This window comes from Ruegeria sp. CF2 (genome assembly GCF_056537385.1).
Map to the genome: position 1 here is coordinate 499,640 of NZ_JBQFRL010000002.1, position 25,456 is coordinate 525,095.

At 60.9% G+C, this 25,456-nt stretch carries 25 protein-coding genes; 20 read left to right on the top strand and 5 right to left on the bottom strand.

The features are described from left to right. Positions 1–34 precede the first annotated feature (34 nt). Positions 35–1,390, bottom strand: a complete 1,356-nt coding sequence (gene hemN, locus ACR0IR_RS13480; protein ID WP_170364347.1) for an oxygen-independent coproporphyrinogen III oxidase — start codon at positions 1,388–1,390, stop codon at positions 35–37. Between the two features lie 61 nt (positions 1,391–1,451). Here hemN and fnrL point away from each other — a divergent pair, with 61 nt between their 5' ends. Continuing rightward, positions 1,452–2,195, top strand: a complete 744-nt coding sequence (gene fnrL, locus ACR0IR_RS13485; RefSeq protein WP_170341416.1) for a transcriptional regulator FnrL — start codon at positions 1,452–1,454, stop codon at positions 2,193–2,195. Here fnrL and ACR0IR_RS13490 read toward each other — a convergent pair. Next, entirely contained in the window at positions 2,192–3,064 is an 873-nt protein-coding gene (locus ACR0IR_RS13490) for a LysR family transcriptional regulator (RefSeq protein WP_170364349.1), read from the bottom strand. The genes fnrL and ACR0IR_RS13490 overlap by 4 nt on opposite strands. A 98-nt stretch (positions 3,065–3,162) precedes the next feature. Between ACR0IR_RS13490 and ACR0IR_RS13495 the strand changes: the two genes are divergently transcribed. Both ACR0IR_RS13495 and ACR0IR_RS13500 read left to right on the top strand, forming a co-directional pair. After that, positions 3,163–4,485: a serine hydroxymethyltransferase gene (locus ACR0IR_RS13495; RefSeq protein WP_170364351.1), complete on the top strand. Its 1,323-nt coding sequence runs from the start codon at positions 3,163–3,165 to the stop codon at positions 4,483–4,485. Between the two features lie 58 nt (positions 4,486–4,543). Beyond that, a complete protein-coding gene (locus ACR0IR_RS13500; protein WP_170360920.1) occupies positions 4,544–4,798 on the top strand; it encodes a GlsB/YeaQ/YmgE family stress response membrane protein in 255 nt (84 codons plus the stop codon). Between the two features lie 50 nt (positions 4,799–4,848). Here ACR0IR_RS13500 and ACR0IR_RS13505 read toward each other — a convergent pair whose 3' ends face one another. After that, entirely contained in the window at positions 4,849–5,688 is an 840-nt protein-coding gene (locus ACR0IR_RS13505; protein WP_170342393.1) for a universal stress protein, read from the bottom strand. Positions 5,689–5,884: 196 nt separating this feature from the next. On the opposite strand from ACR0IR_RS13505, the gene ccoN reads away from it, so the two are divergent. The 4 genes from ccoN to ccoP are packed head-to-tail and all read left to right on the top strand — an operon-like array spanning position 5,885 to position 9,292. Further along, a complete protein-coding gene (gene ccoN, locus ACR0IR_RS13510; protein WP_093964421.1) occupies positions 5,885–7,492 on the top strand; it encodes a cytochrome-c oxidase, cbb3-type subunit I in 1,608 nt (535 codons plus the stop codon). 14 nt (positions 7,493–7,506) lie between these two features. Next, positions 7,507–8,235, top strand: coding sequence for a cytochrome-c oxidase, cbb3-type subunit II (gene ccoO, locus ACR0IR_RS13515; protein ID WP_093964330.1), 729 nt, complete (start codon positions 7,507–7,509; stop codon positions 8,233–8,235). An 11-nt stretch (positions 8,236–8,246) separates the two neighbouring features. Beyond that, entirely contained in the window at positions 8,247–8,432 is a 186-nt protein-coding gene (locus ACR0IR_RS13520) for a cbb3-type cytochrome c oxidase subunit 3 (protein ID WP_093964331.1), read from the top strand. Next, positions 8,429–9,292, top strand: a complete 864-nt coding sequence (gene ccoP / locus ACR0IR_RS13525; RefSeq protein ID WP_170342399.1) for a cytochrome-c oxidase, cbb3-type subunit III — start codon at positions 8,429–8,431, stop codon at positions 9,290–9,292. The genes ACR0IR_RS13520 and ccoP overlap by 4 nt, the downstream gene beginning before the upstream one ends. Before the next feature lie 150 nt (positions 9,293–9,442). Here the strand turns inward: ccoP and ACR0IR_RS13530 are convergent, their stop codons facing one another. Next, entirely contained in the window at positions 9,443–9,604 is a 162-nt protein-coding gene (locus ACR0IR_RS13530; RefSeq protein WP_170364352.1) for a hypothetical protein, read from the bottom strand. Between the two features lie 99 nt (positions 9,605–9,703). Here ACR0IR_RS13530 and ACR0IR_RS13535 point away from each other — a divergent pair, with 99 nt between their 5' ends. The 10 genes from ACR0IR_RS13535 to rplA all read left to right on the top strand — a co-directional run bounded on the left by ACR0IR_RS13535 (position 9,704) and on the right by rplA (position 18,413). Then, entirely contained in the window at positions 9,704–10,579 is an 876-nt protein-coding gene (locus ACR0IR_RS13535; protein WP_170364354.1) for a LysR family transcriptional regulator, read from the top strand. A 101-nt stretch (positions 10,580–10,680) separates the two neighbouring features. Next, positions 10,681–12,108, top strand: coding sequence for a cytochrome c oxidase accessory protein CcoG (ccoG, locus tag ACR0IR_RS13540; RefSeq protein WP_170342405.1), 1,428 nt, complete (start codon positions 10,681–10,683; stop codon positions 12,106–12,108). 3 nt (positions 12,109–12,111) lie between these two features. After that, positions 12,112–12,570 carry a FixH family protein gene (locus tag ACR0IR_RS13545; protein ID WP_170364356.1) on the top strand — a complete coding sequence of 153 codons (459 nt, stop codon included), beginning with the start codon at positions 12,112–12,114 and terminating at the stop codon, positions 12,568–12,570. Positions 12,571–12,574: 4 nt separating this feature from the next. Next, the gene (locus tag ACR0IR_RS13550) at positions 12,575–14,752 is read left to right on the top strand and encodes a heavy metal translocating P-type ATPase (RefSeq protein ID WP_170364358.1); all 2,178 of its coding nucleotides are present in this window, start codon (positions 12,575–12,577) and stop codon (positions 14,750–14,752) included. A 5-nt stretch (positions 14,753–14,757) separates the two neighbouring features. Continuing rightward, complete coding sequence (gene ccoS, locus ACR0IR_RS13555) at positions 14,758–14,916, top strand: cbb3-type cytochrome oxidase assembly protein CcoS (protein ID WP_093964337.1); 159 nt, start codon at positions 14,758–14,760, stop codon at positions 14,914–14,916. An 89-nt stretch (positions 14,917–15,005) separates the two neighbouring features. Continuing rightward, positions 15,006–15,203, top strand: a complete 198-nt coding sequence (gene secE, locus ACR0IR_RS13560) for a preprotein translocase subunit SecE (RefSeq protein WP_093964338.1) — start codon at positions 15,006–15,008, stop codon at positions 15,201–15,203. Positions 15,204–15,450: 247 nt separating this feature from the next. Then, complete coding sequence (gene nusG / locus ACR0IR_RS13565; RefSeq protein WP_093964422.1) at positions 15,451–15,984, top strand: transcription termination/antitermination protein NusG; 534 nt, start codon at positions 15,451–15,453, stop codon at positions 15,982–15,984. Positions 15,985–16,205: 221 nt separating this feature from the next. Further along, positions 16,206–17,033, top strand: coding sequence for a DUF2189 domain-containing protein (locus ACR0IR_RS13570; protein ID WP_170364360.1), 828 nt, complete (start codon positions 16,206–16,208; stop codon positions 17,031–17,033). 230 nt (positions 17,034–17,263) lie between these two features. Beyond that, on the top strand, positions 17,264–17,713 hold the full coding sequence (gene rplK / locus ACR0IR_RS13575; RefSeq protein WP_093964340.1) for a 50S ribosomal protein L11: 450 nt from the start codon (positions 17,264–17,266) through the stop codon (positions 17,711–17,713). A 1-nt stretch (position 17,714) separates the two neighbouring features. After that, a complete protein-coding gene (gene rplA / locus ACR0IR_RS13580; protein ID WP_170364362.1) occupies positions 17,715–18,413 on the top strand; it encodes a 50S ribosomal protein L1 in 699 nt (232 codons plus the stop codon). A 65-nt stretch (positions 18,414–18,478) separates the two neighbouring features. Here rplA and ACR0IR_RS13585 read toward each other — a convergent pair whose 3' ends face one another. Next, the gene (locus ACR0IR_RS13585; protein WP_170364364.1) at positions 18,479–19,750 is read right to left on the bottom strand and encodes a DUF2254 domain-containing protein; all 1,272 of its coding nucleotides are present in this window, start codon (positions 19,748–19,750) and stop codon (positions 18,479–18,481) included. 332 nt (positions 19,751–20,082) lie between these two features. Between ACR0IR_RS13585 and rplJ the strand changes: the two genes are divergently transcribed. The 3 genes from rplJ (at position 20,083) to rpoB (ending at position 25,446) form a co-directional block, all read left to right on the top strand. Further along, the gene (gene rplJ / locus ACR0IR_RS13590; RefSeq protein WP_093964423.1) at positions 20,083–20,601 is read left to right on the top strand and encodes a 50S ribosomal protein L10; all 519 of its coding nucleotides are present in this window, start codon (positions 20,083–20,085) and stop codon (positions 20,599–20,601) included. A gap of 79 nt (positions 20,602–20,680) precedes the next feature. After that, the gene (gene rplL / locus ACR0IR_RS13595; protein ID WP_093964343.1) at positions 20,681–21,058 is read left to right on the top strand and encodes a 50S ribosomal protein L7/L12; all 378 of its coding nucleotides are present in this window, start codon (positions 20,681–20,683) and stop codon (positions 21,056–21,058) included. Positions 21,059–21,309: 251 nt separating this feature from the next. After that, entirely contained in the window at positions 21,310–25,446 is a 4,137-nt protein-coding gene (gene rpoB / locus ACR0IR_RS13600; RefSeq protein WP_170341436.1) for a DNA-directed RNA polymerase subunit beta, read from the top strand. Positions 25,447–25,456 lie beyond the last annotated feature (10 nt).

Genomic DNA, 25,456 nt, shown 5'->3' on the forward strand with positions numbered 1-25,456 from the left:
GGCGACTGGCCGGTTTGCGGCCTGCCGCCTGTCGTCAGATAGCCGAGCTGTGGCCTGCCTTGCTCAGGTCATAAGCGTCGAAGGTCCGGGCGATCATCCGGGTCAGGGCGCGCGCTTCGGGCGGGATGAACAGCCCGTCATCGGTGATCTGCAACAACCCGTCGAAGGCGTCATTGGCGCGCTGGTACATCGCCGTCAGCTCGGCTGCCAAGATGTCGTGGTCGCGCAGGATTTCGGCCGTTTCGATGCGGAAGTCGCACATCAGGGCCTCGATCAGGCGGGCGCGCAGAATGTCCTGATCCTTGAACAGATGCCCGCGCGAGGTCGAGAACCGGCCATCGCGCACCGCTTTGGTATGGGCCGACGTGGCTGGCGCGTTCTGCGCATAGCCCTGCGGGAAGCGCGAGATCGAGCTGGCGCCGACACCGATCAGAACCTCGGCCTGATCGTCGGTATAGCCCTGGAAGTTCCGCTTGAGCCGCCCGGCTTTCAGTGCATGGGTCAGCCCGTCATCCTTGGTGGCGAAATGGTCGATGCCGATTTCTTCGTAATTGTCCCACAGGAACAGACGGCGGGCGGTGTCGAACAGATCAAGCCGCTGTTCCGGCGTCGGCAAGGCGTCGGACGGGATCAGCTGCTGGCGTTTCGCCATCCACGGCACATGCGCGTAGCCATACAGGGCCACCCGGTCGGGGTTGAGGGACAGCAGCTTTTGCACGCTTTCGGTCATCCGCGCCTTGGTCTGGTGCGGCAGTCCGTACAGGATGTCGGCGTTCAGGCTGGGCACGCCGCGCTCGCGGATCATGTCGATCGCTTCGCGGGTGGTGTCATAGCTTTGGATGCGCCCGATCGTCTTCTGGATCTCGTCGTCGAAATCCTGAACCCCGATCGATGCGCGGTTCATCCCGGCCTCGGTCAGCGCATCCAGACGGGCGGCGTCCACTTCGTTGGGGTCGATCTCGACCGAGAATTCCGCGTTGGGTCCAAGTGGGACGATGCCCAGAATATGCGCGGCCAGTTCGCGCATCAGGTCGGGGTTCAACAGCGTGGGCGTGCCCCCGCCCCAATGCAGGCGCGACAGGGTCACCCCAGCAGGCAGGCGCGCGGCCAGCAAGTCCAGCTCGGCCTTGAGGACATCGACATAGGCGATGACCGGGTTGTCGGTCTGGGTGCCCTGGGTGCGGCAGGCGCAGAACCAGCACAGCCGGCGACAGAACGGCACATGGACATAGAGCGAGATCGAACTGCCCGGCCGGATGGCGGAAATCCAGTCGCTGAACATGTCGGGCCCCACGTCATTGCTGAAGTGGGGGGCGGTCGGATAGCTGGTATAACGCGGTACCTTCGCGTCAAATAGTCCGAGCTTTGCCAATTGAGGTTTTACTATCATGACGACACCGGTATAGGCTCGACGACCAGAAAACCTTGACTGAGATCAAGTGGACGCGCGCATGACCCTGAATACCCTCGTTGACCACTCCAATTGCGAAGATTGCCCAATTCGGCATCGGGCCGTCTGCGCGCGCTGCGATGCGGACGAGTTGGTCGCGTTGGAAGAAATCAAGTATTACCGCAGCTTCGAGGCCGGTCAGACGATCATCTGGTCGGGCGATCAGATGAATTTCGTAGGCTCGGTTGTGTCCGGGATCGCGTCTCTGACCCAAACCATGGAGGACGGGCGCACCCAGATGGTGGGCCTGCTGCTGCCCAGCGACTTCGTAGGGCGGCCGGGGCGCGACTCGGCGCCTTATGACGTTCAAGCGACCACTGACGTGGTCATGTGCTGTTTCCGCAAGAAACCGTTCGAGGACCTCATGGGCCGCACGCCGCATATTGCCCACCGCTTGCTGCAGATGACGTTGGACGAGTTGGACGCGGCGCGTGAATGGATGCTGGTTTTGGGCCGCAAGACCGCGCGAGAGAAGATTGCCAGCCTGCTGTCGATCATCGCGCGCCGGGATGCGTCTGCCAGCCAGAAGGGTTCATCCGGTCCCATCGTCTTCGACCTGCCGCTGACCCGCGAGGCGATGGCCGACTACCTTGGTTTGACGCTCGAGACCGTCAGCCGTCAGATTTCTGCGCTGAAAAAGGATGAAGTGATCCTGCTGCAGGGCAAGCGCCACGTGACCGTTCCGGATATCGGCCGCCTGATGGAAGAGGCCGGGGATGATTCGGATGGCGGGTTTCTGGTCTAAGCGGTTTTTCTGAGCCACTCGACGACGCGCCCGACCGGTGTCTGCGATCGGACGGCACGTGGCGACCACAGCTTGAGCTTGTCGGGAAGAGTGACCGCCGTTTCGAACGGAGCCACCAGTCGACCGCTGTCCAGATGCGGCTGAACCAGCGCTTTGTGTCCCATCAACACACCCGCACCGTTCAGCGCTTCTTCAACGGCCAGCGCGTACAAAGAGAATACCGGCCCGCGGGGTGTGAACGCCCATCCGGGTCGCGCCGCCGCCACCCATGTTTGCCAATCGTCGAACCAGGTCGAATCGGACAGGCAGGTCACATTCGCCAAGTCCTCGGGCGTAGTCAGGCGATGCGCCAAGGCCGGCGCGCAAACCGGAAAGATGGCGTCTTCGGCGATGGGGTCCCCCAAGTCTCCGCCGAAAAACAGGTAGATGTCGAAGGGCGCGCGCTTGAGGTTGGGCGGGGTTTCCTCGGCCGTGAGTGAAACTTCGATCTCGGGCTCTGCGGCTCGAAGTTCGGGCAACCTTGGCGACAGCCACAGCTGTGCAATCGAGGGCAGCGTCACGATGTGCACCACTTGCGGCTGTGCCTGGGCGCGCATGGACAATGTGGCTTGTCCCAAAGTGTCGAAGGCCTTGGTCAGGTCCGGCAACGCCTTCTGTCCCAGCGCGGTCAGGGCAACGCCTCTTGCGGTGCGCTCGAAAAGGGGCGCACCCAGTTCGTCTTCCAACGTTTTGACATGGGCTGATACCGCGCCGGCGCTGACGCCAAGTTCCGTAGCCGCCGCCGAGAATCCGCCCAAGCGGGCTGCGGCCTCGAACGCACGCAGCGCGTTCAGAGGTAGGGGTTTGGGGCGCGGTGGAGCAACGGGCATGGATTTAGGCTCAAATTTTCTGACCCTAATTTTTCGCAAAACTGATTTGCGCGCAAGTCAGGATCTTTGCATCGTTGGCCGCAAAGACGGAGGATCAGATGCAGCACCTTGCTCACCGTGCCTGGGTCCAGGACCACTGCGAAAACCTTGTTCAGACCATCGCCCGGAAGGTTGCCGACAGCAACTCGGAGGCGATCGAGGCCCGGATCGACGCGCTGATAGCGCGAAACTCGGATATTCATGATGCCGAGTGTTTCAATCTGAATCCGGCGACAAATGTCATGAATCCAAGGGCCGAGGCAGCACTGGCCGCGGGTCTGGGCAGTCGTCCATCTTTGGGCTATCCGGGCGACAAATACGAGATGGGTCTCGAGGCCATCGAGGAGATCGAGGTGATCGCGGCCGAGCTTGCGGCCCGCGTGTTCAACGCGCGATACGCCGAAATCCGAGTGGCATCCGGCGCCTTGGCCAATCTGTATGGCTTCATGGCTCTGACACGGCCGGGCGATACGATCATCGCGCCTCCGGCCGCGATCGGCGGGCATGTCACCCACCATGAGGGTGGCTGCGCAGGGCTTTATGGTCTGCAAACGGTCAATTCACCAGTGGATGCGGACGGGTACAGTCTGGATCTGGCCGCTCTGCGCGACATGGCCAGAACGCACCGGCCCCGGTTGATCACCGTCGGTGGCTCGCTGAACCTGTTTCCGCATCCTGTGTCGGCCGTGCGCGAAATTGCCGACGAAATCGGGGCCAAGGTTCTGTTCGATGCGGCCCACCAATGCGGGATCATCGCCAGCGGGGCTTGGGCGAATCCGTTGGATGAAGGCGCGCATCTGATGACGATGAGCACCTACAAAAGCCTGGGCGGCCCGGCGGGTGGGCTGATCGTCACCAACGACGCCGAAATTGCCGAACGGCTGGACGCCATTGCATTTCCCGGAATGACGGCCAATTTCGATGCCGCGAAATCGGCGGCTCTGGCAATCTCATTGCTGGACTGGGTCGACTTCGGGCCGGCCTATGGACAAGCGATGATCGATCTTGCGCAGGCAATGGCCAGCAAGATGGAAGATCAGGGATTGCCAGTGTTCAAAGGGGCTGGTGGAGCCACCACCTCGCACCAATTCGCGCTGAAGGCCGCCGACTATGGGGGCGGGCAGGCGGTGTCAAAACACCTGCGGCGGGCTGGGTTCCTGGCATGTGGTATCGGTTTGCCGATCGCCCCGGTTGCGGGTGACATGAACGGATTGCGGATCGGAACGCCCGAATTGGTCCGGCGGGGCGTGACGCCCGAACATGCCAGCGAACTTGTGGCCCTGTTCGCCGAGGCGCTGTCTGCGGATGATCCCGCATCGGTCGCGCCCAAGGTGCGGGATCTGCGATCCGGGTTCCAGGGGATGCACTACGTTCGTGCGTGACCCAACGGCCCTGCCGTGTTCTAATGCCTTTGCGTGAAACAATATTCAGGAGCAAGGCATGGAATTCGGTAGCCTATTGGCAATGCTGTTTGTCGGCGCGATCGCGGGCTGGTTGTCGGGCAGGATCATGAAGGGCCGCGGCTTTGGCGTGATCGGGAACATCATCGTCGGTATCGTTGGCGCTTTTCTCGCCGGAACGATTTTTCCCGCGCTCGGGTTTTCCGTCGGCGGCGGTATAATGTCGTCGATCTTCTTTGCAACGATCGGAGCCGTCATCCTTCTGTTCCTGATCGGTTTGGTTAAAAAGGTCTGACGAAAAACCGCCCCGGACGGGGCGGTTATTTTTTTTGCCGTGCCCGCGGTTCAGTGGGCCAGGAAAACCGGAACCGAGGACTGTTCCAACATGTTCCGTGTCGCGCCACCCAGAATGGCCTCGCGGAACCGCGAGTGACCATAGGCGCCCATCACGATCATGTCGGCTTCGACGTCTGCGGCGTGACGGTTCAGAATGTCGGACACACGCGTCATCGTCTTGCTCAGCACGTCGATTTCGCATTTCACGCCATGGCGGGACAGCATTTGCGACAGCATACCGCCCGGGTCCGAGCGATCAGGGCCGTGACGCGGCGGATCGATCACAACGATCCGGGTCAGTTCGGCCGCTCGCAGGAACGGCAGCGCGCGCCGAATGGCATTCATCGCCTCGACACTCTCATTCCAGCCGATCAGCACCGTCCGAGGGCTGGCGAACGGTTTCGCGTCATCCGGGACCACCAGAACCGGGGCGTGACCCTCGAACATGGCGGCTTCGATGATCGGTTCGGCCTCGGCGCCGCGGTCCTTGCCATAGGGCTGCGGCAGAACGACAAGGTCCGAGAAACGGGCCCGATGCGCGACGTGCCGACCCAGATCGGCGATCTGCGCCACGCCGTTCTCAGCGGACCAGCGTACGCCTGACTTGCCCAGGAAATCCTCGGCAAAGGCAAGCACTTCATCGGCCTCGGCATTTGCACGCTTCAAGGTCTCCTGAAGGATCAGGGCGTTTGCGCCCGCGTAGTAGTAGCCGGTCTGGCTACGGTCGACACCGAGGCACAGCGCTTCGGCATGGCCGTCCTGCGCTTCGGCCAAGGCGACCAACTGGGCCAGAGCCGGCTTGGCAAACTTGGTTTCCGTCATGACGGTGAGAAGAGATTTATAAGCCATTTCGACCTCGTGTTTCGGGTTCTGAAACCTGTGCGACCAGGTAACCCATTCATTTGCTTATGCCTGTCACAGTTTTCAGGCTATTGTCTTGATGCAGATCAAAGCAGCATTGGTTGTGCATGGATCATACAGCAACCAGTCAACGAAAGCTCTATGCGGCACAAGAATCGCCCGGAGCATGGCAAAGGGACGCAATATGTCGAATTACATCAAGCTGATCGCGCTTGGTCTGGTCGTGCTGTTCGCAGCGATCGGATCCAACTATGCGCGGGATTTGGCGTATCAGGTGCACGCGATACTGGTGATGCTCATCGCCGGTGGCCTGTTCATCTGGACGCTGCGAAACACGGATGAGCCGGATATTCTTGTCGATCGTTCGGGTGAGTACATGGATGGCGTGATCCGCTATGGCGTGATCGCAACCGCCTTTTGGGGTGTCGTAGGGTTCCTGGTGGGAACTTTCATCGCGTTCCAGCTGGCCTTTCCGGTGCTGAACTTCGAATGGGCGCAGGGGCTTCTGAACTTTGGCCGGTTGCGCCCGCTGCACACATCAGCGGTCATTTTCGCGTTCGGCGGCAACGCCCTGATCGCCACATCCTTCTATGTCGTGCAGCGCACAAGCGCCGCGCGTCTGTGGGGCGGCAACCTGGCCTGGTTCGTGTTCTGGGGGTATCAGCTGTTCATCGTTCTTGCTGCGACCGGCTATGTGCTGGGCGGAACCCAGTCCAAGGAATATGCCGAGCCTGAATGGTATGTGGACCTGTGGCTGACCATCGTCTGGGTGGCCTATCTGGCCGTGTTCCTGGGGACGATCGTCAAGCGGAAAGAGCCCCACATCTATGTGGCGAACTGGTTCTACCTGGCGTTCATCGTTACCGTCGCGATGCTGCACCTGGTCAACAACATGACCATTCCGGTCAGCATCTGGGGTTCGAAATCGGTCATCGTCTGGTCGGGCGTTCAGGATGCCATGATCCAGTGGTGGTATGGGCACAACGCTGTGGGCTTCTTCCTGACCGCGGGATTCCTGGGCATGATGTACTACTTCATTCCCAAGCAGGCCGAACGCCCGGTCTTCAGCTACAAACTGTCGATCATCCACTTCTGGGCGCTGATCTTCCTGTATATCTGGGCTGGTCCGCACCACCTGCACTATACCGCGCTGCCTGACTGGGCCTCGACGCTGGGCATGGTGTTCTCGGTCGTGCTGTGGATGCCTTCGTGGGGTGGCATGATCAACGGCCTGATGACTCTGTCGGGCGCTTGGGACAAGCTGCGTACCGACCCGGTCATCCGCATGATGGTGATCTCGGTCGGCTTCTACGGCATGTCCACCTTCGAAGGTCCGATGATGTCGATCCGCGCGGTGAACTCGCTGTCGCACTACACCGACTGGACCATTGGTCACGTGCATTCCGGCGCGCTGGGCTGGAACGGCATGATCACCTTTGGTGCGCTGTACTTCCTGGTCCCAGTTCTTTGGAAGCGCGAGCGTCTGTACTCGCTGCAGATGGTCAGCTGGCACTTCTGGCTGGCCACCATCGGTATCGTGCTCTACGCCGCGTCGATGTGGGTCACCGGTATCATGGAAGGCCTGATGTGGCGCGAAGTGGATGCCAACGGCTTCCTGGTGAACTCGTTCGCCGACACCGTGGCGGCCAAGTTCCCGATGTATGTGGTGCGTGCGCTGGGCGGTGTTCTGTTCGTCGCTGGTGCGCTGATCATGTGCTACAACCTGTGGATGACCGTCCGGCGGGCCCCGGCCAAAGAGGCCAGCCTGACCGTCGCGGTCCCGGCTGAATAAGGAGGGCCGGAGCAATGGCAATTCTCGACAAACACAAGATCCTCGAGACCAACGCGACCCTCCTGCTGATCTTCAGCTTCCTGGTCGTGACCATCGGTGGCATCGTTCAGATCACTCCGCTGTTCTACCTTGAGAATACAATCGAGAAGGTGGAGGGAATGCGCCCCTACACCCCTCTCGAGATGGCGGGGCGTGAGATCTACATCCGCGAAGGCTGCTATGTCTGCCACAGTCAGATGATCCGCCCGATGCGGGACGAGGTCGAGCGTTATGGCCACTACTCGCTGGCGGCCGAGTCGATGTACGACCACCCGTTCCAGTGGGGGTCCAAGCGCACCGGGCCCGATCTGGCCCGTGTGGGTGGCCGCTACTCGGATCAATGGCACGTGGACCATCTGCGTGATCCGCAATCGGTGGTGCCGGAATCCGTGATGCCGAAATACGGCTTCCTGGAAAACCGCAAGATCGACGGCCGGTATATCGGTGACATCATGGCAACCAATGCGGTTTTGGGCACGCCTTACACAGACGAGATGCTGGAAAACGCAGTTGCCGATTTCCGGGCGCAGGCCGATCCGGACAGCGACTATGACGGGCTGCTGGAGCGTTATGGCGAAAACGTCAACGTGCGCAACTTCGATGGTCAGCCGGAACTGACCGAAGCCGATGCGTTGGTTGCATATCTGCAGATGCTGGGAACGCTGGTCGACTTCTCGACCTTCACCCCGGATGCAAGCCGCTAAAGGAGGGTGTGATGGAAGAATACACGATCCTGAGGCAATTCGCGGATAGCTGGATGCTGCTTCTGTTGTTCGCCTTCTTTGTCGGCATCGTCATCTGGGTGTTCCGCCCCGGTGCCAGCAAGGAATACAAGGACACCGCAAACATCCCGTTCCGGCATCAAGACAAACCCGCCACATCCGAGGAGGCGCGGAAATGAGCAAGACACCTGAAAAACAGCCGGGTGATCCCAAGACGACCGGTCACAGCTGGGATGGCATCGAGGAATTCGACAACCCGATGCCGCGTTGGTGGTTGTGGACCTTTTACGCGACCATCTTCTGGGGTGTGATCTACACGATCATGTATCCGGCGTGGCCGCTGGTGCAATCCGCAACCGCCGGTGTGCTTGGCTGGTCTTCGCGCGAGCTGGTGCAGAAGGAGATGGTTTCGTTCGAAGAGGCCAACGCTCCGTGGAACGCCAAGCTGGTCGAGACACCGCTGGATGACATCGCCAAGGATGCCGAGCTGCAGCAATATGCGGTCAACGCCGGTGGCGCCGTGTTCCGCACCTGGTGCGCGCAGTGCCACGGTTCGGGCGCGCAGGGTGCGAAAGGTTTCCCGAACCTTCTGGACGACGCCTGGCTGTGGGGCGGCACCTTGGATGACATCGTCACAACGGTCAGCTACGGCATTCGCAACGAAGAAAGCGACGACGCGCGCTACTCCGAAATGCCGGCGTTCGGCGAGATCCTCGAGCCCGAGGAAATTACCCAGGTCGTGCAATATGTGATGTCGCTGACCAACGCCCAAACCGACGATGCTGCGGCGCAGGCGGGCAAGGTTGTCTACGAGGACAACTGCGCGGCCTGTCACGGCGAAGACGGAAAGGGCGATATCGCGCAGGGCGCACCGAACCTGACGGATGCGATCTGGCTGTATGGCGGCGATGAGAAAACGCTGACCGAAACGGTGACCTACAGCCGGTTTGGCGTCATGCCCCCCTGGGACACGCGTCTGACCGAGGCGCAGATCCGCGCCGTGTCGGCCTATGTCCACCAATTGGGTGGCGGTCAATAAAATCCAGGAACACCTTCGGGCGGCGTGCCGCCCGAAGGCCTAGGTGCCGGCTGTTCCATCTGTTCGCGCGTTTCCTGAACAGCCGGCACCGCATTTTCCGAAAATAGTGCCGACAATGGCCCCGGTCCAGCGCGGGCACGCAAACTGATCCTAAAGGTTGCGCGGATCCAACTCGCGGCTCTTGCTGACCCACCAGTGTCCGGCGGGCAGCCATCTTTTCCTTTTTGGCGCATTCGGCTTGGGCGCGTCGCGCAGCTTGGGGGCGTTCAGCCGCGTGGCGGTCATGAAGGAAGCAGCGTAGATGTTCAGCATGGACTTTTTCCTGATGCGTTGAACTCGGGTTTCAGCATCGGCTCTTGACCGGATATTTGCGACTCAATTACCGTGTCCATATGTAAGCAGAGGTTACATATGGACTGGCTGAACCTTCCGCCACTATCGGCGCTACGGGCTTTCGCTGCATTCGCCGAGCACAGAAACATCGTCAAGGCTGGCGATGCGTTGAATGTAAGTCATGCCGCCATAAGCCAGCAGTTGCGCGCGCTTGAGGCGCATATGGGCGTGACCCTGTTGGACCGGTCGGGCAAGACTCTGGTCCTGACGTCGGATGGCGAACACCTGGCCCGTAGCGTTGAGCTGGGGTTTGGCGCCATCCATGCGGCGGTCTCGGACTTGGTGCGCGCGGGAGAGGATCGGCCGGTACACGTCTCGCTGACCTCCTCATTTGCTGCTTCATGGCTGATGCCGCGGCTGCCGATTTTCCGGTCGGATCACCCGGGGATCGATCTGACCTTGGATCCGTCACCGGAACTGGTCGATCTGCGCCCCGGCGGGGTGGATGTCGCGATTCGATACGGGGCAGGCGATTGGCCGGGCGTCCGGTCCGAGATGTTGTTGAAAACCCCGATGGTCATCGTTGCCGCGCCCAGTCTCTTAGGGTCCAGATCCGAGTGGTCGCCGGCTGATCTGGCCCGTTTGCCGTGGCTGGAAGAGGTGGGCACGACCGAAGCCAGCACATGGCTGGCACAACATGGGGCGGCCATGGACCCAGGCGCCGGACGGACCAGTCTGCCGGGCAACCTGGTCCTTGAGGGCGTTCGCGCGGGGCAGGGGGTCACGGTGACGGTGCGACATTTCGTCGAACGTGATATCGTGGCCGGAAGACTAGTTGAACTTCATGTCGCACCGGACGCCCGAGGCTACCACATCGTGATGGCGCAAACGCCGCAGAGAAAGGCGGTGAAGACGTTCGTCGGGTGGCTGAAACGCCAAGCGAACCAGGTGTGACAAAAGGTGTCTGCGCGATGCGCTTTTGACCCATGTCAAAGTTGTCCGGTGTATGATCTGGAACAAGTCGCCCGACAAACAGCAAGATCCGGAGCCATGCCGTGAGCGATCACACCCCAGCCCCCAGCCTTTACGCCGCAAGGGAACCGATCTTTCCACGGCGCGTTTCCGGCAAGTTTCGGAACCTCAAATGGATCATAATGGCCGTCACGCTTGGCATCTATTATGTGACGCCGTGGATCCGGTGGGATCGGGGGCCCAGCCTTCCGGATCAGGCGGTGCTGCTGGATCTTGCGAACCGCCGCTTTTACTTCTTCTGGATCGAGATCTGGCCACACGAATTCTATTTTGTAGCCGGTCTGCTGATCATGGCCGGCTTGGGCCTGTTCCTGTTTACGTCGGCCTTGGGGCGGGTGTGGTGCGGCTATGCCTGCCCACAGACGGTTTGGACCGACCTTTTCATTCTGGTCGAGCGCTGGATCGAAGGCGATCGAAACGCCCGTCTGCGCCTTCATCGTCAGAAGAAGCTGGATTTTCGCAAGGCCCGCCTGCGATTGACCAAATGGGTGGTCTGGTTCCTGATCGGTCTGGCGACCGGCGGGGCCTGGGTGTTCTATTTCGCGGATGCGCCGACCCTGGCGCGGGACCTTGTGACCGGCAACGCTCATCCGATCGCCTATACCACCATGCTGGTTCTGACCGGCACGACCTTTTTCTTCGGCGGGTTCGCGCGAGAGCAGATCTGTATCTATGCCTGTCCGTGGCCGCGAATTCAGGCGGCGATGATGGACGAGGACACGCTGGTGGTTGGCTATCGAGAATGGCGGGGCGAGCCGCGCGGCAAGGGCAAACGGACGGCCGACTCTGAACTGGGCGACTGCATCGATTGCATGGCCTGCGTCAATGTCTGCCCGGTCGGGATCGACATCCGTGATGGCCAACAGCTGGAGTGCATAACCTGCGCGCTGTGCATCGATGCCTGCGACGACATGATGGCCAAGATCGGCAAGCCGCGCGGTCTGATCGACTATATGGCGCTCAGCGACGAAACGCGTGAACGCGCGGGCCAGCCTCCCAAGAACGTGTGGAAGCACATCCTGCGGCCCCGGACGATCATGTATACCGCGCTTTGGTCGCTGGTGGGTTTTGGACTGCTGTTTGCGTTGTTCATCCGGTCGGATATCGATCTGACGGTGGCGCCGGTGCGCAATCCGACATTCGTGACCATGTCCGACGGTTCGATCCGCAACACCTACGACGTGCGGTTGCGGAACAAACATGGCGAAGACCGCCTGTTCAAACTGTCTCTGGTCGGTGACCCAAGCCTGCAGGTTCAGATTGAAGGAACAGACCTGGATACGGTAAACGTAACTGCGGACACGGCGCAGTTGACCCGGGTCTACATCGTCGCCGCGAAAGATACAGCGCCCGCATCGGCGGAAACGACACCGGTACGGATCTGGGTCGAAGACCTGCAAAGCGGCGAGCGCGCCTACAAGGACACCACGTTCAACGGGCGGGGGAACTGAACCATGGCCGAGCGCAAATTCACCGGAAAGCACGCTCTCGCGGTTTTTGTCGGGGCCTTCGGGGTCATCATCGCCGTCAATCTGGTGCTGGCCTACAAAGCAGTCGCGACATTTCCCGGGCTCGAGGTTAAGAACTCCTACGTTGCCAGTCAGGAGTTCAATGAAAAGCTGCAGGAGCAGCAGTCTCTGGGCTGGGATGCAGACGTGGAAACCAAGGGCGGCCTGCTGATTCTTCGCATCACGGATGCGCAAGGCGTGCCTGTGCGGGTGGCCGAGCTGCAAGCCGTGGTCGGCCGCGCAACTCATATGCGCGAGGATTTTTCGCCGGACTTCACCTTTGACGGTGTGGCGTATTCCACCCCGGCGACACTTGGAAAAGGCAACTGGAATGTCCGTATCGTCGCGCGCGATGCGGACGGCGCGGAATTCAGTCGGCGCATTCCGTTGTACATCAAGGGTTAGGCTGATGTCGTCGCAGGTGACATCCGGGACCGCAGCCTGTCCGGGCTGCATCGCGGCTCCGGCGGAACCGGCCAGGCCGGTTCCGGTCGACGTTCAGATCGCGCTGTCACTGCCGGGCATTCATTGCTCGGCCTGTATTGCCAATGTCGAACGTGCGTTGAACGCGCACCCCGGCGTACAGGACGCGCGGGTCAACCTGACGCTCAAGCGCGCTCTGATCAAGGCGGGGCCCGAGGTTCGGGCAACGGATCTGATCCCGGTCCTCGATCGGGCCGGGTACGAGGCGCATGAGCTGGATCCAGGTGCCCTGTCAGCCACGCAATCGGACAAGGCCGGACGAGACCTTTTGATGCGGCTCGCAGTCGCCGGCTTTGCATCGATGAACGTGATGCTGCTGTCAGTGTCGGTCTGGTCCGGCGCCACCGACGCGACGCGCGACATGTTTCACTGGATTTCGGCGGCCATCGCCCTCCCGGCCATTGCGTTCTCGGCCCAACCGTTTTTTGCCAACGCGTGGAGCGCGCTGCGTGTTCGCCGCCTGAACATGGACGTGCCGATCGTTCTGGCAATCCTGCTGGCCTTGGTCACTTCGCTTTGGGAAACGGCGCTGAGCGGTGAGCACGCCTATTTCGATGCGGCTTTGACGCTGACGTTCTTTCTGCTGGCGGGGCGCTATCTGGATTACCGCACCCGTGCCGCGGCCCGCTCCGCCGCCGAAGAGCTGACAGCCCTCGAGGTGCCGCGCGCCACCCGCCTTGTTGACGGGGCCGAGCGCGAGGTCGCTGTTGCCGAACTGGCCGTCGGTGACCTGATCCTGGTGCGACCAGGGGGGCGGATGCCGGTGGACGGCAAGATCGTGACCGGTGAATCCGAGTTGGATCGGTCGTTGCTGACCGGTGAAACCCTGCCGGTATTTGCCCAGCCGGGCACGCAAGTCAGCGCGGGTGAGGTCAACCTGACCGGGCCGCTGACCATTCAGGCAACGGCGGTGGGCGAAGAGACTTCGCTGCACCGCATGGCAGATCTTGTGGCCATCGCGGAATCCGGGCGGTCGCGCTATACGTCCTTGGCGGACAAGGCGGCCAAGCTGTATGCCCCAGGGGTTCATATCCTGTCCGCACTCAGTTTCGTTGGCTGGTACATCTATTCTGGCGATCTGCGCACAGCGCTGAACATCGCCGCCGCTGTGCTGATCATCACCTGCCCCTGTGCGTTGGGGTTGGCGGTTCCTGCGGTCACCACCGCGGCCTCGGGGCGGCTGTTCCGCAAGGGGATGCTGATTAAGGACGCCACGGCGTTGGAGCGGTTGGCCGAGGTCGACACCGTGGTGTTCGACAAGACCGGAACGCTCACATCAGGCGCGCCTCAACTGGTCAACGGTGGCAAACACACAGGCCGTGAGATCGAGATCGCTCTGGCCTTGGCACAGACTTCGTCGCATCCGCTGGCGGTCGCCCTGACCCGGGCCGCTCGGGCCGAAGGGTATACCCCGGCCGAGGTTGAAAACGTCACCGAGATTCCCGGTCACGGGACCGAGGGCCAGTTTCAGGGACAGCTCGTGCGGCTGGGCCGGGCCGAATGGGTGGGCGCGACGGAGGGTGATCACACCGCGGCCTGGTTGGCAGTGGGGGGCGATCGCCCGGTCGAGTTCCGCTTTGCCGACTCTTTACGCCCCGGCGCTGCCGACGCGGTCGCGGCTTTGCGTGATGCGGGTAAGGACGTCATCCTCATGTCCGGGGACACGACCAACGCCGTGAAAACCCTGGCCGAGAAGCTGGGGATCGAGACCTGGATCGCGCGGGCGCTGCCGCAGGACAAGGCGCGACACATTCAGAAGCTGGCAGACCAAGGCCGCCGGGTTTTGATGGTCGGTGACGGGTTGAACGACACAGCCGCGCTGGCGGCGGCCCATGCCTCGATCTCTCCGGCTTCGGCACTGGATGCGGCCCGCGTGGCTTCGGACATCGTCCTGCTGGGCAATGACCTGTCGCCGATCGCCGATGCGTGCCATACTGCTGTCCGGGCGACGCAACGCATCCGCGAGAATTTTCAGATTGCGACGATCTACAATGTCATCGCGGTGCCTTTGGCCGTTGCCGGCCTTGCGACGCCCTTGATCGCGGCCTTGGCGATGTCCACATCGTCGATTACCGTATCCCTGAACGCTCTGCGCCTGAGGTGATCCGAATGGAAGTTCTAGCCTATCTGATACCGATTTCGCTGCTGTTGGGCGGTGTTGGGTTGGTGGCGTTCATCTACACGGTCCGCAGCAACCAATATGACGACCCCGAAGGCGATGCCCGACGGATTCTGAGCAACGAGTGGGATGATCGCCCCAAGTCCTGACCGGGTGCAATCGTGATGCCGACGGCCCTTGAAATTGCCGCAATGCCCGGCTATGTCCGGCCCAACCGCTAGCAGAGAGACCAAGCCTAATGGCCACCACAAACCCGATCCAATTCATTCAGCAAGTCCGTGCCGAAGTTGCAAAGGTCGTCTGGCCGACGCGGCGCGAGGTTCTGCTGACCACGGTCATGGTGTTCATCATGGCGGCTCTGACTGCCGTGTTCTTTGCTCTGGTGGATCTGGGCATTCGCGGCGGTCTGCAACTGATCCTGGGTATGTTCAGCTAAAACCGACTGCCGGGTCCCGTCGGATCGCGCCGAGACGCGCCCGCTTCGGGCGCCCGACCGGCACTGCCCCCTTGCACAGCAGGCAATGTCAGAGTAGTTGACGCGGGACCTTTCGGGATGGGCGTGCGGCGATTCGGACTGCGCGCCGCTTTTTATTCCGGAACACGCGGCCGGACCGCGACAAAATTTCAATTCAGGTGCGTCCGCCCGACGCGGCGCGCCAAAGGCAAACAAGGACGACAGGTTCATGGCGAAACGGTGGTACTCGGTCAGCGTTCTTTCGAATTTCGAAAAGAAGATCGCAGAGCAGATCCGCACGTCGGTGGCCGAGCACGGCCTTGAGGACGAGATCGACGAGGTTCTGGTTCCCACCGAAGAGGTGATCGAGGTGCGCCGGGGCAAGAAGGTCACGACTGAACGCCGTTTCATGCCCGGCTACGTATTGGTGCACATGGAAATGTCGGATCAAGGCTATCACCTGATCAACTCGATCAACCGGGTCACCGGTTTCCTGGGTCCTCAGGGCCGCCCGATGCCGATGCGCGACGCCGAGGTGAACCAGATCCTCAACCGTGTTCAGGAAGGTGAGGAAGCACCCAAGCTGATGATCAGCTTCGAGGTTGGCGAGAAGGTCAAAGTCAACGACGGCCCGTTCGAGGATTTCGACGGTATGGTCGAGGGCGTGGACGACGAGAACCAGAAGCTGAAGGTTACCGTCTCGATCTTCGGGCGCGAAACTCCGGTCGAGCTGGACTTTACGCAGGTCACCAAGCAGAGCTGATCTTTCTTTCAGGAACTGACTTTGCAGGAACCGAACGCGCCGCCGTAACAGGCGGCGCAACTGTTTCTGGTGGTTGCCGGTAAGGTTTCGCCACAGCCTTGGCCGCTTGCCCTAACTCCTTGCCTGATGCACACTTGTGCTTGGTACAGGTATGACCGTTGCGCAGCCGGGCTCATGGGCCAGAGGATTTGCGCGCAGTGATGCTTTGGGAGGACTCTGTCATGACATCCAAGGCTGCAGGCCCCACGCCACCCGACAAGCTGACCCCGCCTCAGCGGACGATGCCTGTGGTCAACACGGTCACCGCCGCCGACATCACCGACTCGCTGAAGGCCGGGTTTTCCGACTTTCTGGCGCGTCCCATAATGAGCGGATTTTTCGGACTGTTCTATGCCGTCTTCGGGTTTCTGCTGGTCTGGAGCCTGGTCTGGCTTGGCAAGATTTGGATGATCATTCCTGCCGTCGTGGGATTTCCGCTGGTCGCCCCTTTCGCTGCTGCAGGCCTCTATGAGATGTCGCGTCGACTTCAGGCCGGAGAGGATTTTGGCTGGTCGGAAATACTGACGGTCATGGCCAATCAGCGTAAGCGGGAAATGGGCTGGATGGCCTTCGTTACGCTGTTTGTTTTCTGGGTATGGATCTACCAGGTTCGGCTTTGGTTGGCGATCATCCTGCAGAATGCCTCGTTTTCGGATTTCGACGGTTTCCTGAACACCGTGTTCTTTACCCCCCAAGGCTGGGCTTTCCTGGCTGTTGGCACCTGCGTCGGTGCGTTTCTGTCCGCCGTTCTGTTTTCGGTGACTGTTGTTGCCATGCCCTTGCTGCTGGATCGCGACACCGATTTCGTAACGGCCATGCTTACATCGCTCCGCGTTGTCGCCGAAAGCCCTGTGGTCATGCTTGGCTGGGCGGCCATCATCTCGGTCACGATGCTGTTTTCGCTGGTGCCGGCGTTTCTGGGGCTTGTCTTTACGTTGCCGATCCTTGGGCATACCACTTGGCATCTCTACCAGCGCGCCGTGCAGCCGGAGGCGTCTGCCGGTCCATAGCGGGAGCGGGGCCTGCATGCCGACGGACGCCGTTGGGAAGGCGGCTTCGCCAGCCATCCTGTTTTCAGTGGCATGCCCTTGCCAACCCATTCGTTCCCCTGTAAACGCCGCCCCTATCGTCTTCGGGCGAGATTCTCTCGTGGGAGATCGCAGGGATCGCGATTCCTGATCGGACCACGCAACATAAAACCGGATGGGACGCGTCCCATTCACGTTGAAAGGAAAACCAAATGGCCAAGAAGCTTGCTGGTACGATGAAGCTGCAGGTTCCTGCAGGTCAGGCGAACCCGTCGCCGCCAGTTGGTCCGGCGCTGGGTCAGCGCGGCATCAACATCATGGAATTCTGCAAGGCGTTCAACGCCAAGACCGCAGACATGGAGCCCGGCGCTCCGTGCCCGACCGTGATCACCTACTATCAGGACAAGTCCTTCACCATGGACATCAAGACGCCGCCCGCGTCTTACTACCTGAAGAAGGCGGCCGGTCTGAAGCCGGTCGGCAAGCGTAACCGCCCCCGTGGCGCGGAGAACCCCGGCCGTGAGACCGTGGCAACCGTGACCACCAAGCAGGTGCGCGAGATCGCCGAAGCCAAAATGAAGGATCTCAACGCCAACGACGTCGAAGGCGCAATGAAGATCATCCTGGGCTCGGCCCGTTCCATGGGCATCGAGGTGAAGTAAGATGGCAAAACTCGGTAAACGTACCCGCGCAGCGCGCGAAGCCGTCGCCGGCAAGGAAAACCTGTCGGTCGAAGAGGCAGTTGCACTGGTCAAGGCCAACGCAACCTCGAAGTTTGACGAAACCATCGAAATCGCCATGAACCTGGGCGTCGACACCCGTCACGCAGACCAGATGGTGCGCGGCGTCGTTGGTCTGCCGAACGGTACCGGCAAGGACATGCGCGTTGCTGTCTTCGCGCGCGGCCCCAAGGCTGAAGAGGCGAAAGAAGCCGGTGCGGACATCGTCGGCGCCGAGGACCTGATGGAAAGCATCCAGGCCGGCAACATCGACTTTGACCGTTGCATCGCAACCCCGGACATGATGCCGATCGTCGGTCGTCTGGGTAAGGTTCTGGGCCCCCGCAACCTGATGCCGAACCCCAAGGTCGGCACCGTGACCATGGACGTGAAAGCGGCCGTGGAAGCAGCCAAGGGCGGTGAAGTTCAGTTCAAGGCGGAAAAAGGTGGTGTCGTGCACGCAGGCGTCGGCAAGGCGTCGTTCGACGAAGCCAAGCTGGCGGAAAACGTCCGCGCCTTCATCTCGGCCGTTGCCAAGGCGAAGCCGTCGGGCGCCAAGGGCACCTACATGAAGAAAATCGCGCTGAGCTCGACCATGGGCCCCGGCGTGACCGTGGATGTGGCGCAAGCTGCGGGCGAATAAGCCGACACGTTCTTTCGGAAATTCGAACCCCGGGCGGTCATGCTGCCCGGGGTTTTCTTTTGCTCTTAGATAGCAGGTTCGACTGTGACCTGATTGGGTATTTCGCGCACGCGTGCCTTGTCAGCCTCAAGCCTGAGGTCGCGCTCGGCAACGGTCAATGCCTGGTTCGCAGCCGCCCGAGCCGCGGTTGTCATTGCTCCGTCTTGAGTCTGCGTCAGTCGGGTCAGCGCGCTGAGAATGGCCTCGTGGACTTCGACCTTGTCACCGGCATCCCGGGAAATGGCCGCATAAGCGTCACGAAGGAATGTGTCGATCGCGATCTCGGGGGCATGGATTTTCGGGAATTGCGGGTCGGCGGGCTGGGTGGGCCGCGAGCCAAGTGGCAGGAGAACCCGCAGCAACCTCTCGACCATCTGAATTGCCGTCATTGGGTCGTTGATACCCGGCGAGAGCGCGCGCTGTGCGATTTCCGACAGGGTTTGAATGCCAAAGCGGGGGTCTTGATTGAAGCTGCGCTCGGTCCCGATCAAGAAGGCTTCCCGGATGGTTTCACCATCCATTTTCCGGGTCGCTCTGGCCAGGGGTTGGCCTTCGGTTACGAATTGCCCCGGTAGCGCCATGATCCAGATCTCGCAGTCATTCTCTTCGGCGCAGGAATTCAGCATGCCGACATCCACGTGGCGCACGTTCCCTGTCGAACTGGCCCGCACGTCGTGACCGGTTTGCGGAACATCCGCGGCGGCTTGATATGGAATGGCGCCGAGGCACGGCAGTTCCATGGCTCGGGTCATGGTGTCCCTGGCGTTCTTTTCTATCTTGCCCGCCGTTTCGGAGATGCTGCCATAGCTGGGCAATTGGTCGATCCAGAGCAAGAGCGCCAGTGTCACCAAAAAGATCACCACCAAGGTGAACGCAAGCGCAACGGCGATGGATTGCTGGGTGTAGACCCCGGTTTCGACAAGGATCAGCGATACGAGCGCGAAGATGAATGCGCCGAGAAACGTGGCCAGCACGTTTTGCGAGACACTGTCCTCTTCGATCACCTGCTGGGCGCGCGGGGAGGACTGGTTCGAGGCCCATCGCTGTGCCGCGACCATAATAGACAGAGAAAAGGTCGTGACCGCCAGCATGGACGACGCCAGAATGCCGAGGATCTTTGCCACGGCCTCCGTGCTCAGCCGTTGTGCGAGAAAGTCGGGGACGAAGCCGCCGAGGTAGGTGCCAATCCCCGCGCTGACCACGGCGAGAGCGGCGATCAGGCTGGTTCGAACCCATAATTGGCGAGAAATCTGACGAAACAGGAATTGCGGCTTGGAAATGGATTTCAACTTGATCATGCGTTGATCCTGTTCGGGTTTGCGGTCATTGTCCACCGGCTTGGGGTTCGGGCCAATTTACCCCTTGGAAACCCCGGCCATCTGCCCTAAAGAGGGCTGCGGAATAAAGCGTGCGATTCGTCGTGCGCTTTATTTCGTTTCGTCCAAGACGGTGGGTGGGTCCTTCCGGCCCCTTAATTCCCTGCCTGAGACGGGTAAGACCAAAGAATTTCGAGGGTCCTGACCCTCGGGCGCATTTTGGCCAATCCCGTAACAACGGACCTGAACGCCGGGGGGCAGCCCTCGGCAAATATGAGCCGGGGTGAAACATCGCCCCTAACTTGGAGAGAACTGTGGATAGAGCCCAGAAAGAGAAAGTGGTCGAGGAACTCGGCCAAATCTTCGAAAGCTCTGGCGTCGTAGTGGTTGCTCACTACGCCGGTCTGACAGTTGCCGAGATGCAGGACCTTCGCGCACGTGCTCGTGACGCGGGCGGCTCCGTGCGTGTTGCCAAGAACAGGCTCGCCAAAATCGCCCTCGACGGTAAGCCATGTGCGAGCATTGCTGACCTGCTGACGGGTATGACTGTTCTGACCTATTCCGAGGACCCCGTGGCAGCAGCCAAGGTGGCCGAGGACTTCGCCAAGGAGAACCAGAAGTTCGAGATCCTTGGCGGTGCAATGGGCGAGAACGCTCTGGACCGGGCTGGTGTCACAGCCGTGTCGAAAATGCCGTCGCGTGAAGAGCTTATTGCTTCGATCGTGGGCTGCATCGGCGCGCCTGCTTCGAACATCGCCGGTGCAATTGGCGCACCTGCAAGCAACATCGCAAGCATCCTTTCCACCATCGAAGAGAAGGCGGAAGCTGCGTAAGCGGTTGGCACTGAATGATCTGCGTGGGGCACATGCCCTGACGTTGGAACACACACTGTAAACGGAAAGAGCTGATACAATGGCTGATCTGAAGAAACTGGCAGAAGAGATCGTTGGTCTGACCCTGCTGGAAGCACAAGAACTGAAAACCATCCTCAAAGACGAGTACGGCATCGAGCCCGCAGCTGGCGGCGCCGTCATGGTCGCAGGCGCAGCTGGCGATGCCGGCGGTGCCGCTGAGGAAGAGAAAACCGAATTCGACGTCGTTCTGAAGAACGCCGGCGCTTCGAAAATCAACGTCATCAAAGAAGTTCGCGGCATCACCGGCCTGGGCCTGAAAGAAGCCAAGGAACTGGTCGAAGCCGGCGGCAAGATCAAAGAAGGCGTGGACAAGGCAGAAGCCGAAGAGATCAAGGGCAAGCTGGAAGCAGCTGGCGCCGAGGTCGAGCTGGCCTAAGCCTGTCTTTCGGTGCATCGCGGATGCGCCGTGGAATTTGGCTGGGCCCGGAGAAATCCGGGTCCAGCCGAACCTGTCTTAGAAAGGGCCTCATGTGCTGGGGCGTTTTCTAAGACGCGGTTCGCGGATCGGGAGGCTACCATTCGGGACGGTGGCCACGAATTGATCCGGACGTGTCGTCTCGTATGTGCAAGGCGCCGGGGCCCGACGGTGTTTTTGCCCGCTGAGAACATCGAAAGGTGACATCTGACATGGCTCAATCGTTCCTTGGCCAGAAACGTCTTCGGAAATACTACGGCAAAATCCGCGAAGTCCTGGAAATGCCGAACCTCATCGAGGTCCAGAAATCCTCCTATGATCTATTCCTGCGCTCTGGCGATGCCGATCAGCCGACCGACGGCGAAGGTATCAACGGCGTGTTCCAATCGGTCTTTCCGATCAAGGATTTCAACGAAACTTCCGTGCTGGAATTCGTGAAATACGAGCTGGAAAAGCCGAAATACGACGTTGAAGAGTGCATGCAGCGTGACATGACCTACAGCGCGCCGCTGAAGGTCACCCTGCGCCTGATCGTTTTTGATGTCGACGAAGACACCGGGGCCAAATCGGTCAAGGACATCAAGGAACAGGACGTGTTCATGGGCGACATGCCCCTGATGACGCCGAACGGCACCTTCATCGTGAACGGCACCGAGCGCGTGATCGTGTCCCAGATGCACCGGTCGCCCGGTGTGTTCTTCGACCACGACAAGGGCAAGACTCACTCCTCGGGCAAGCTGCTGTTTGCCTGCCGCATTATCCCGTACCGCGGCAGCTGGCTGGACTTCGAGTTCGACGCCAAGGACATCGTCTACGCACGCATCGACCGTCGCCGCAAACTGCCGGTGACCACGCTGCTCTATGCCCTGGGCCTGGACCAGGAAGCGATCATGGACGCGTATTACGACACCGTGTCCTACAAGCTGAACAAGAAGAAGGGCTGGGTCACCCCGTTCTTCCCCGAACGTGTGCGCGGCACCCGTCCCACCTATGACCTGATCGACGCAAAAAGCGGTGAAGTGATTGCCGAAGCCGGCAAGAAGGTCACCCCGCGCGCGGTCAAGCAGCTGATCGACGAGGGCAAGGTCACCGACCTACTGGTGCCGTTCGACCACATCGTCGGCAAGTTCGTTGCCAAGGACATCATCAATGAAGAAACCGGTGCGATCTATGTCGAAGCCGGTGATGAGCTGACCCTGGAATATGACAAGGATGGCGAGCTGATCGGCGGCACCGTGAAGGAGCTGATCGATGCCGGCATCACCGATATTCCGGTTCTGGACATCGACAACATCAACGTCGGTCCGTACATCCGCAACACCATGGCGCAGGACAAGAACATGGGCCGCGAAAGCGCGCTGATGGACATCTACCGCGTCATGCGCCCGGGCGAGCCGCCCACCGTCGAGGCTGCGTCGGCTCTGTTCGACACCCTGTTCTTCGACAGCGAGCGCTATGATCTGTCGGCCGTTGGCCGCGTGAAGATGAACATGCGCCTGAACCTGGATGCTCCGGATACTCTGCGGACTCTGCGCCGCGAAGACATCGTGGCCTGCATCAAGGCACTGGTCGAGCTTCGTGACGGCAAGGGCGACGTGGACGACATCGACCACCTGGGCAACCGTCGTGTGCGCTCGGTCGGCGAACTGATGGAGAACCAGTACCGCGTCGGCCTGCTGCGCATGGAACGCGCCATCAAAGAGCGTATGTCGTCGGTCGAGATCGACACCGTCATGCCGCAGGACCTGATCAACGCGAAACCGGCGGCGGCCGCGGTGCGTGAATTCTTCGGCAGCTCGCAGCTGTCGCAGTTCATGGACCAGACCAACCCGCTGTCGGAAGTCACCCACAAACGCCGCCTGTCGGCGCTTGGCCCGGGTGGTCTGACGCGCGAGCGTGCGGGTTTTGAGGTGCGCGACGTGCACCCGACCCACTATGGCCGGATGTGCCCGATTGAAACGCCGGAAGGCCCGAACATCGGTCTGATCAACTCGCTGGCCACCTTTGCCCGCGTGAACAAGTACGGTTTCATCGAAACCCCCTATCGCGTCGTGAAAGGCGGGCAGGTGACCGACGAGGTCCACTACATGTCCGCGACCGAGGAAATGCGTCACACCGTGGCACAGGCCAACGCGACTCTGGATACGGATGGCAAGTTCATCAACGATCTGGTCTCGACCCGTCAGGCTGGTGACTACACGCTTGCCCCGCGCGAGAACGTGGACCTGATCGACGTTTCGCCGAAGCAGCTGGTCTCGGTTGCGGCCTCGCTGATCCCGTTCCTTGAAAATGACGACGCCAACCGCGCCCTGATGGGCTCGAACATGCAACGTCAGGCGGTTCCGCTGCTGCGCGCCGAAGCGCCGCTGGTCGGTACCGGGATCGAGGAAAAGGTTGCAATCGACTCAGGTGCTGCGATCCAGGCGAAACGTGCCGGTATCATCGACCAGGTTGATGCCCAGCGTATCGTTATCCGCGCCACCGAAGATTTGGAACTGGGCGACGCTGGCGTTGACATCTATCGTCTGCGCAAATTCCAGCGTTCGAACCAGAACACCTGCATCAACCAGCGTCCGCTGATCAAGGTGGGTGACACCGTCCAGAAGGGCGAAGTCATTGCCGATGGTCCGTCGACCGATATGGGTGAACTGGCCTTGGGTAAGAACGTGGTCGTCGCGTTCATGCCGTGGAACGGTTACAACTACGAAGACTCGATCCTGATCTCGGAACGTATCGCACGTGACGACGTCTTTACCTCGGTCCATATCGAGGAATTCGAAGTCGCCGCCCGTGACACCAAGCTGGGTCCGGAAGAGATCACCCGCGACATCCCGAACGTCGGTGAAGAAGCGCTGCGCAACCTCGACGAGGCGGGCATCGTTTACATCGGTGCGGATGTTGAGCCGGGCGATATTCTGGTCGGCAAGATCACTCCGAAGGGCGAAAGCCCGATGACCCCGGAAGAAAAGCTGCTGCGCGCCATCTTTGGTGAAAAGGCATCTGACGTACGCGATACCTCGCTGCGCGTGAAACCGGGCGATTACGGTACGGTCGTCGAAGTCCGCGTCTTCAACCGTCACGGCGTCGAGAAAGACGAGCGTGCGCTGCAGATCGAGCGTGAGGAAGTCGAACGTCTGGCCCGTGACCGGGACGACGAGCTGGCGATCCTGGACCGCAACATCTACGCGCGTCTCAAGTCGATGATCCTGGGCAAAACCGCCGTCAAGGGGCCGAAAGGCGTCAAGGCGGGGTCGGAGATCACCGAAGAGCTGCTCGAGTCGCTGACCCGCGGTCAGTGGTGGCAGCTGGCGCTGGAAGATGAGAAGGACGCTCAGATCGTCGAGGCTCTGAACGAGCAGTACGAGGTGCAGAAACGCGCCCTGGATGCCCGTTTCGAAGACAAGGTCGAGAAGGTCCGCCGTGGCGACGACCTGCCGCCGGGCGTGATGAAGATGGTCAAGGTCTTCATCGCCGTGAAGCGCAAGCTGCAGCCGGGCGACAAGATGGCCGGCCGTCACGGGAACAAGGGTGTGATCTCGAAGGTCGTGCCGATGGAGGACATGCCGTTCCTTGCGGATGGTACTCCGGTCGACTTCTGTTTGAACCCTCTGGGCGTGCCGTCGCGTATGAACGTCGGTCAGATCCTTGAAACCCACATGGGTTGGGCCGCTCGCGGTCTGGGTCTGAAGATCGACGAGGCGCTGCAGGAATACCGCCGCTCGGGCGACCTGACGCCGGTCCGTGACGCGATGAAACACGCCTATGGCGAGGATGTCTACGAAGAGGGCATCAGCGGCATGGACGAGGATCAGCTGATCGAAGCGGCCAGCAACGTGACCCGCGGCGTTCCGATCGCAACCCCGGTCTTTGACGGCGCCAAAGAGGCCGACGTCAACGACGCGCTGATCCGCGCCGGTTTCTCGGAAAGCGGTCAGTCGATCCTGTTCGACGGTCGCACCGGCGAGCAGTTCGCGCGTCCGGTGACCGTGGGCATCAAGTACCTGCTGAAACTGCACCACCTGGTGGACGACAAGATCCACGCGCGTTCGACCGGGCCGTACAGCCTGGTGACCCAGCAGCCGCTGGGCGGCAAGGCGCAGTTCGGTGGTCAGCGCTTTGGTGAGATGGAGGTCTGGGCTCTGGAAGCTTACGGCGCCGCCTACACCCTGCAGGAGATGCTCACCGTGAAATCGGATGACGTCGCCGGCCGGACCAAGGTCTATGAGTCGATCGTCAAGGGCGAGGATAACTTCGAGGCGGGCGTACCGGAATCGTTCAACGTTCTGGTTAAAGAAGTCCGTGGCCTCGGCCTGAATATGGAACTCCTGGATGCGGAGGTTGAGGAGTAAGGGCGCTGCC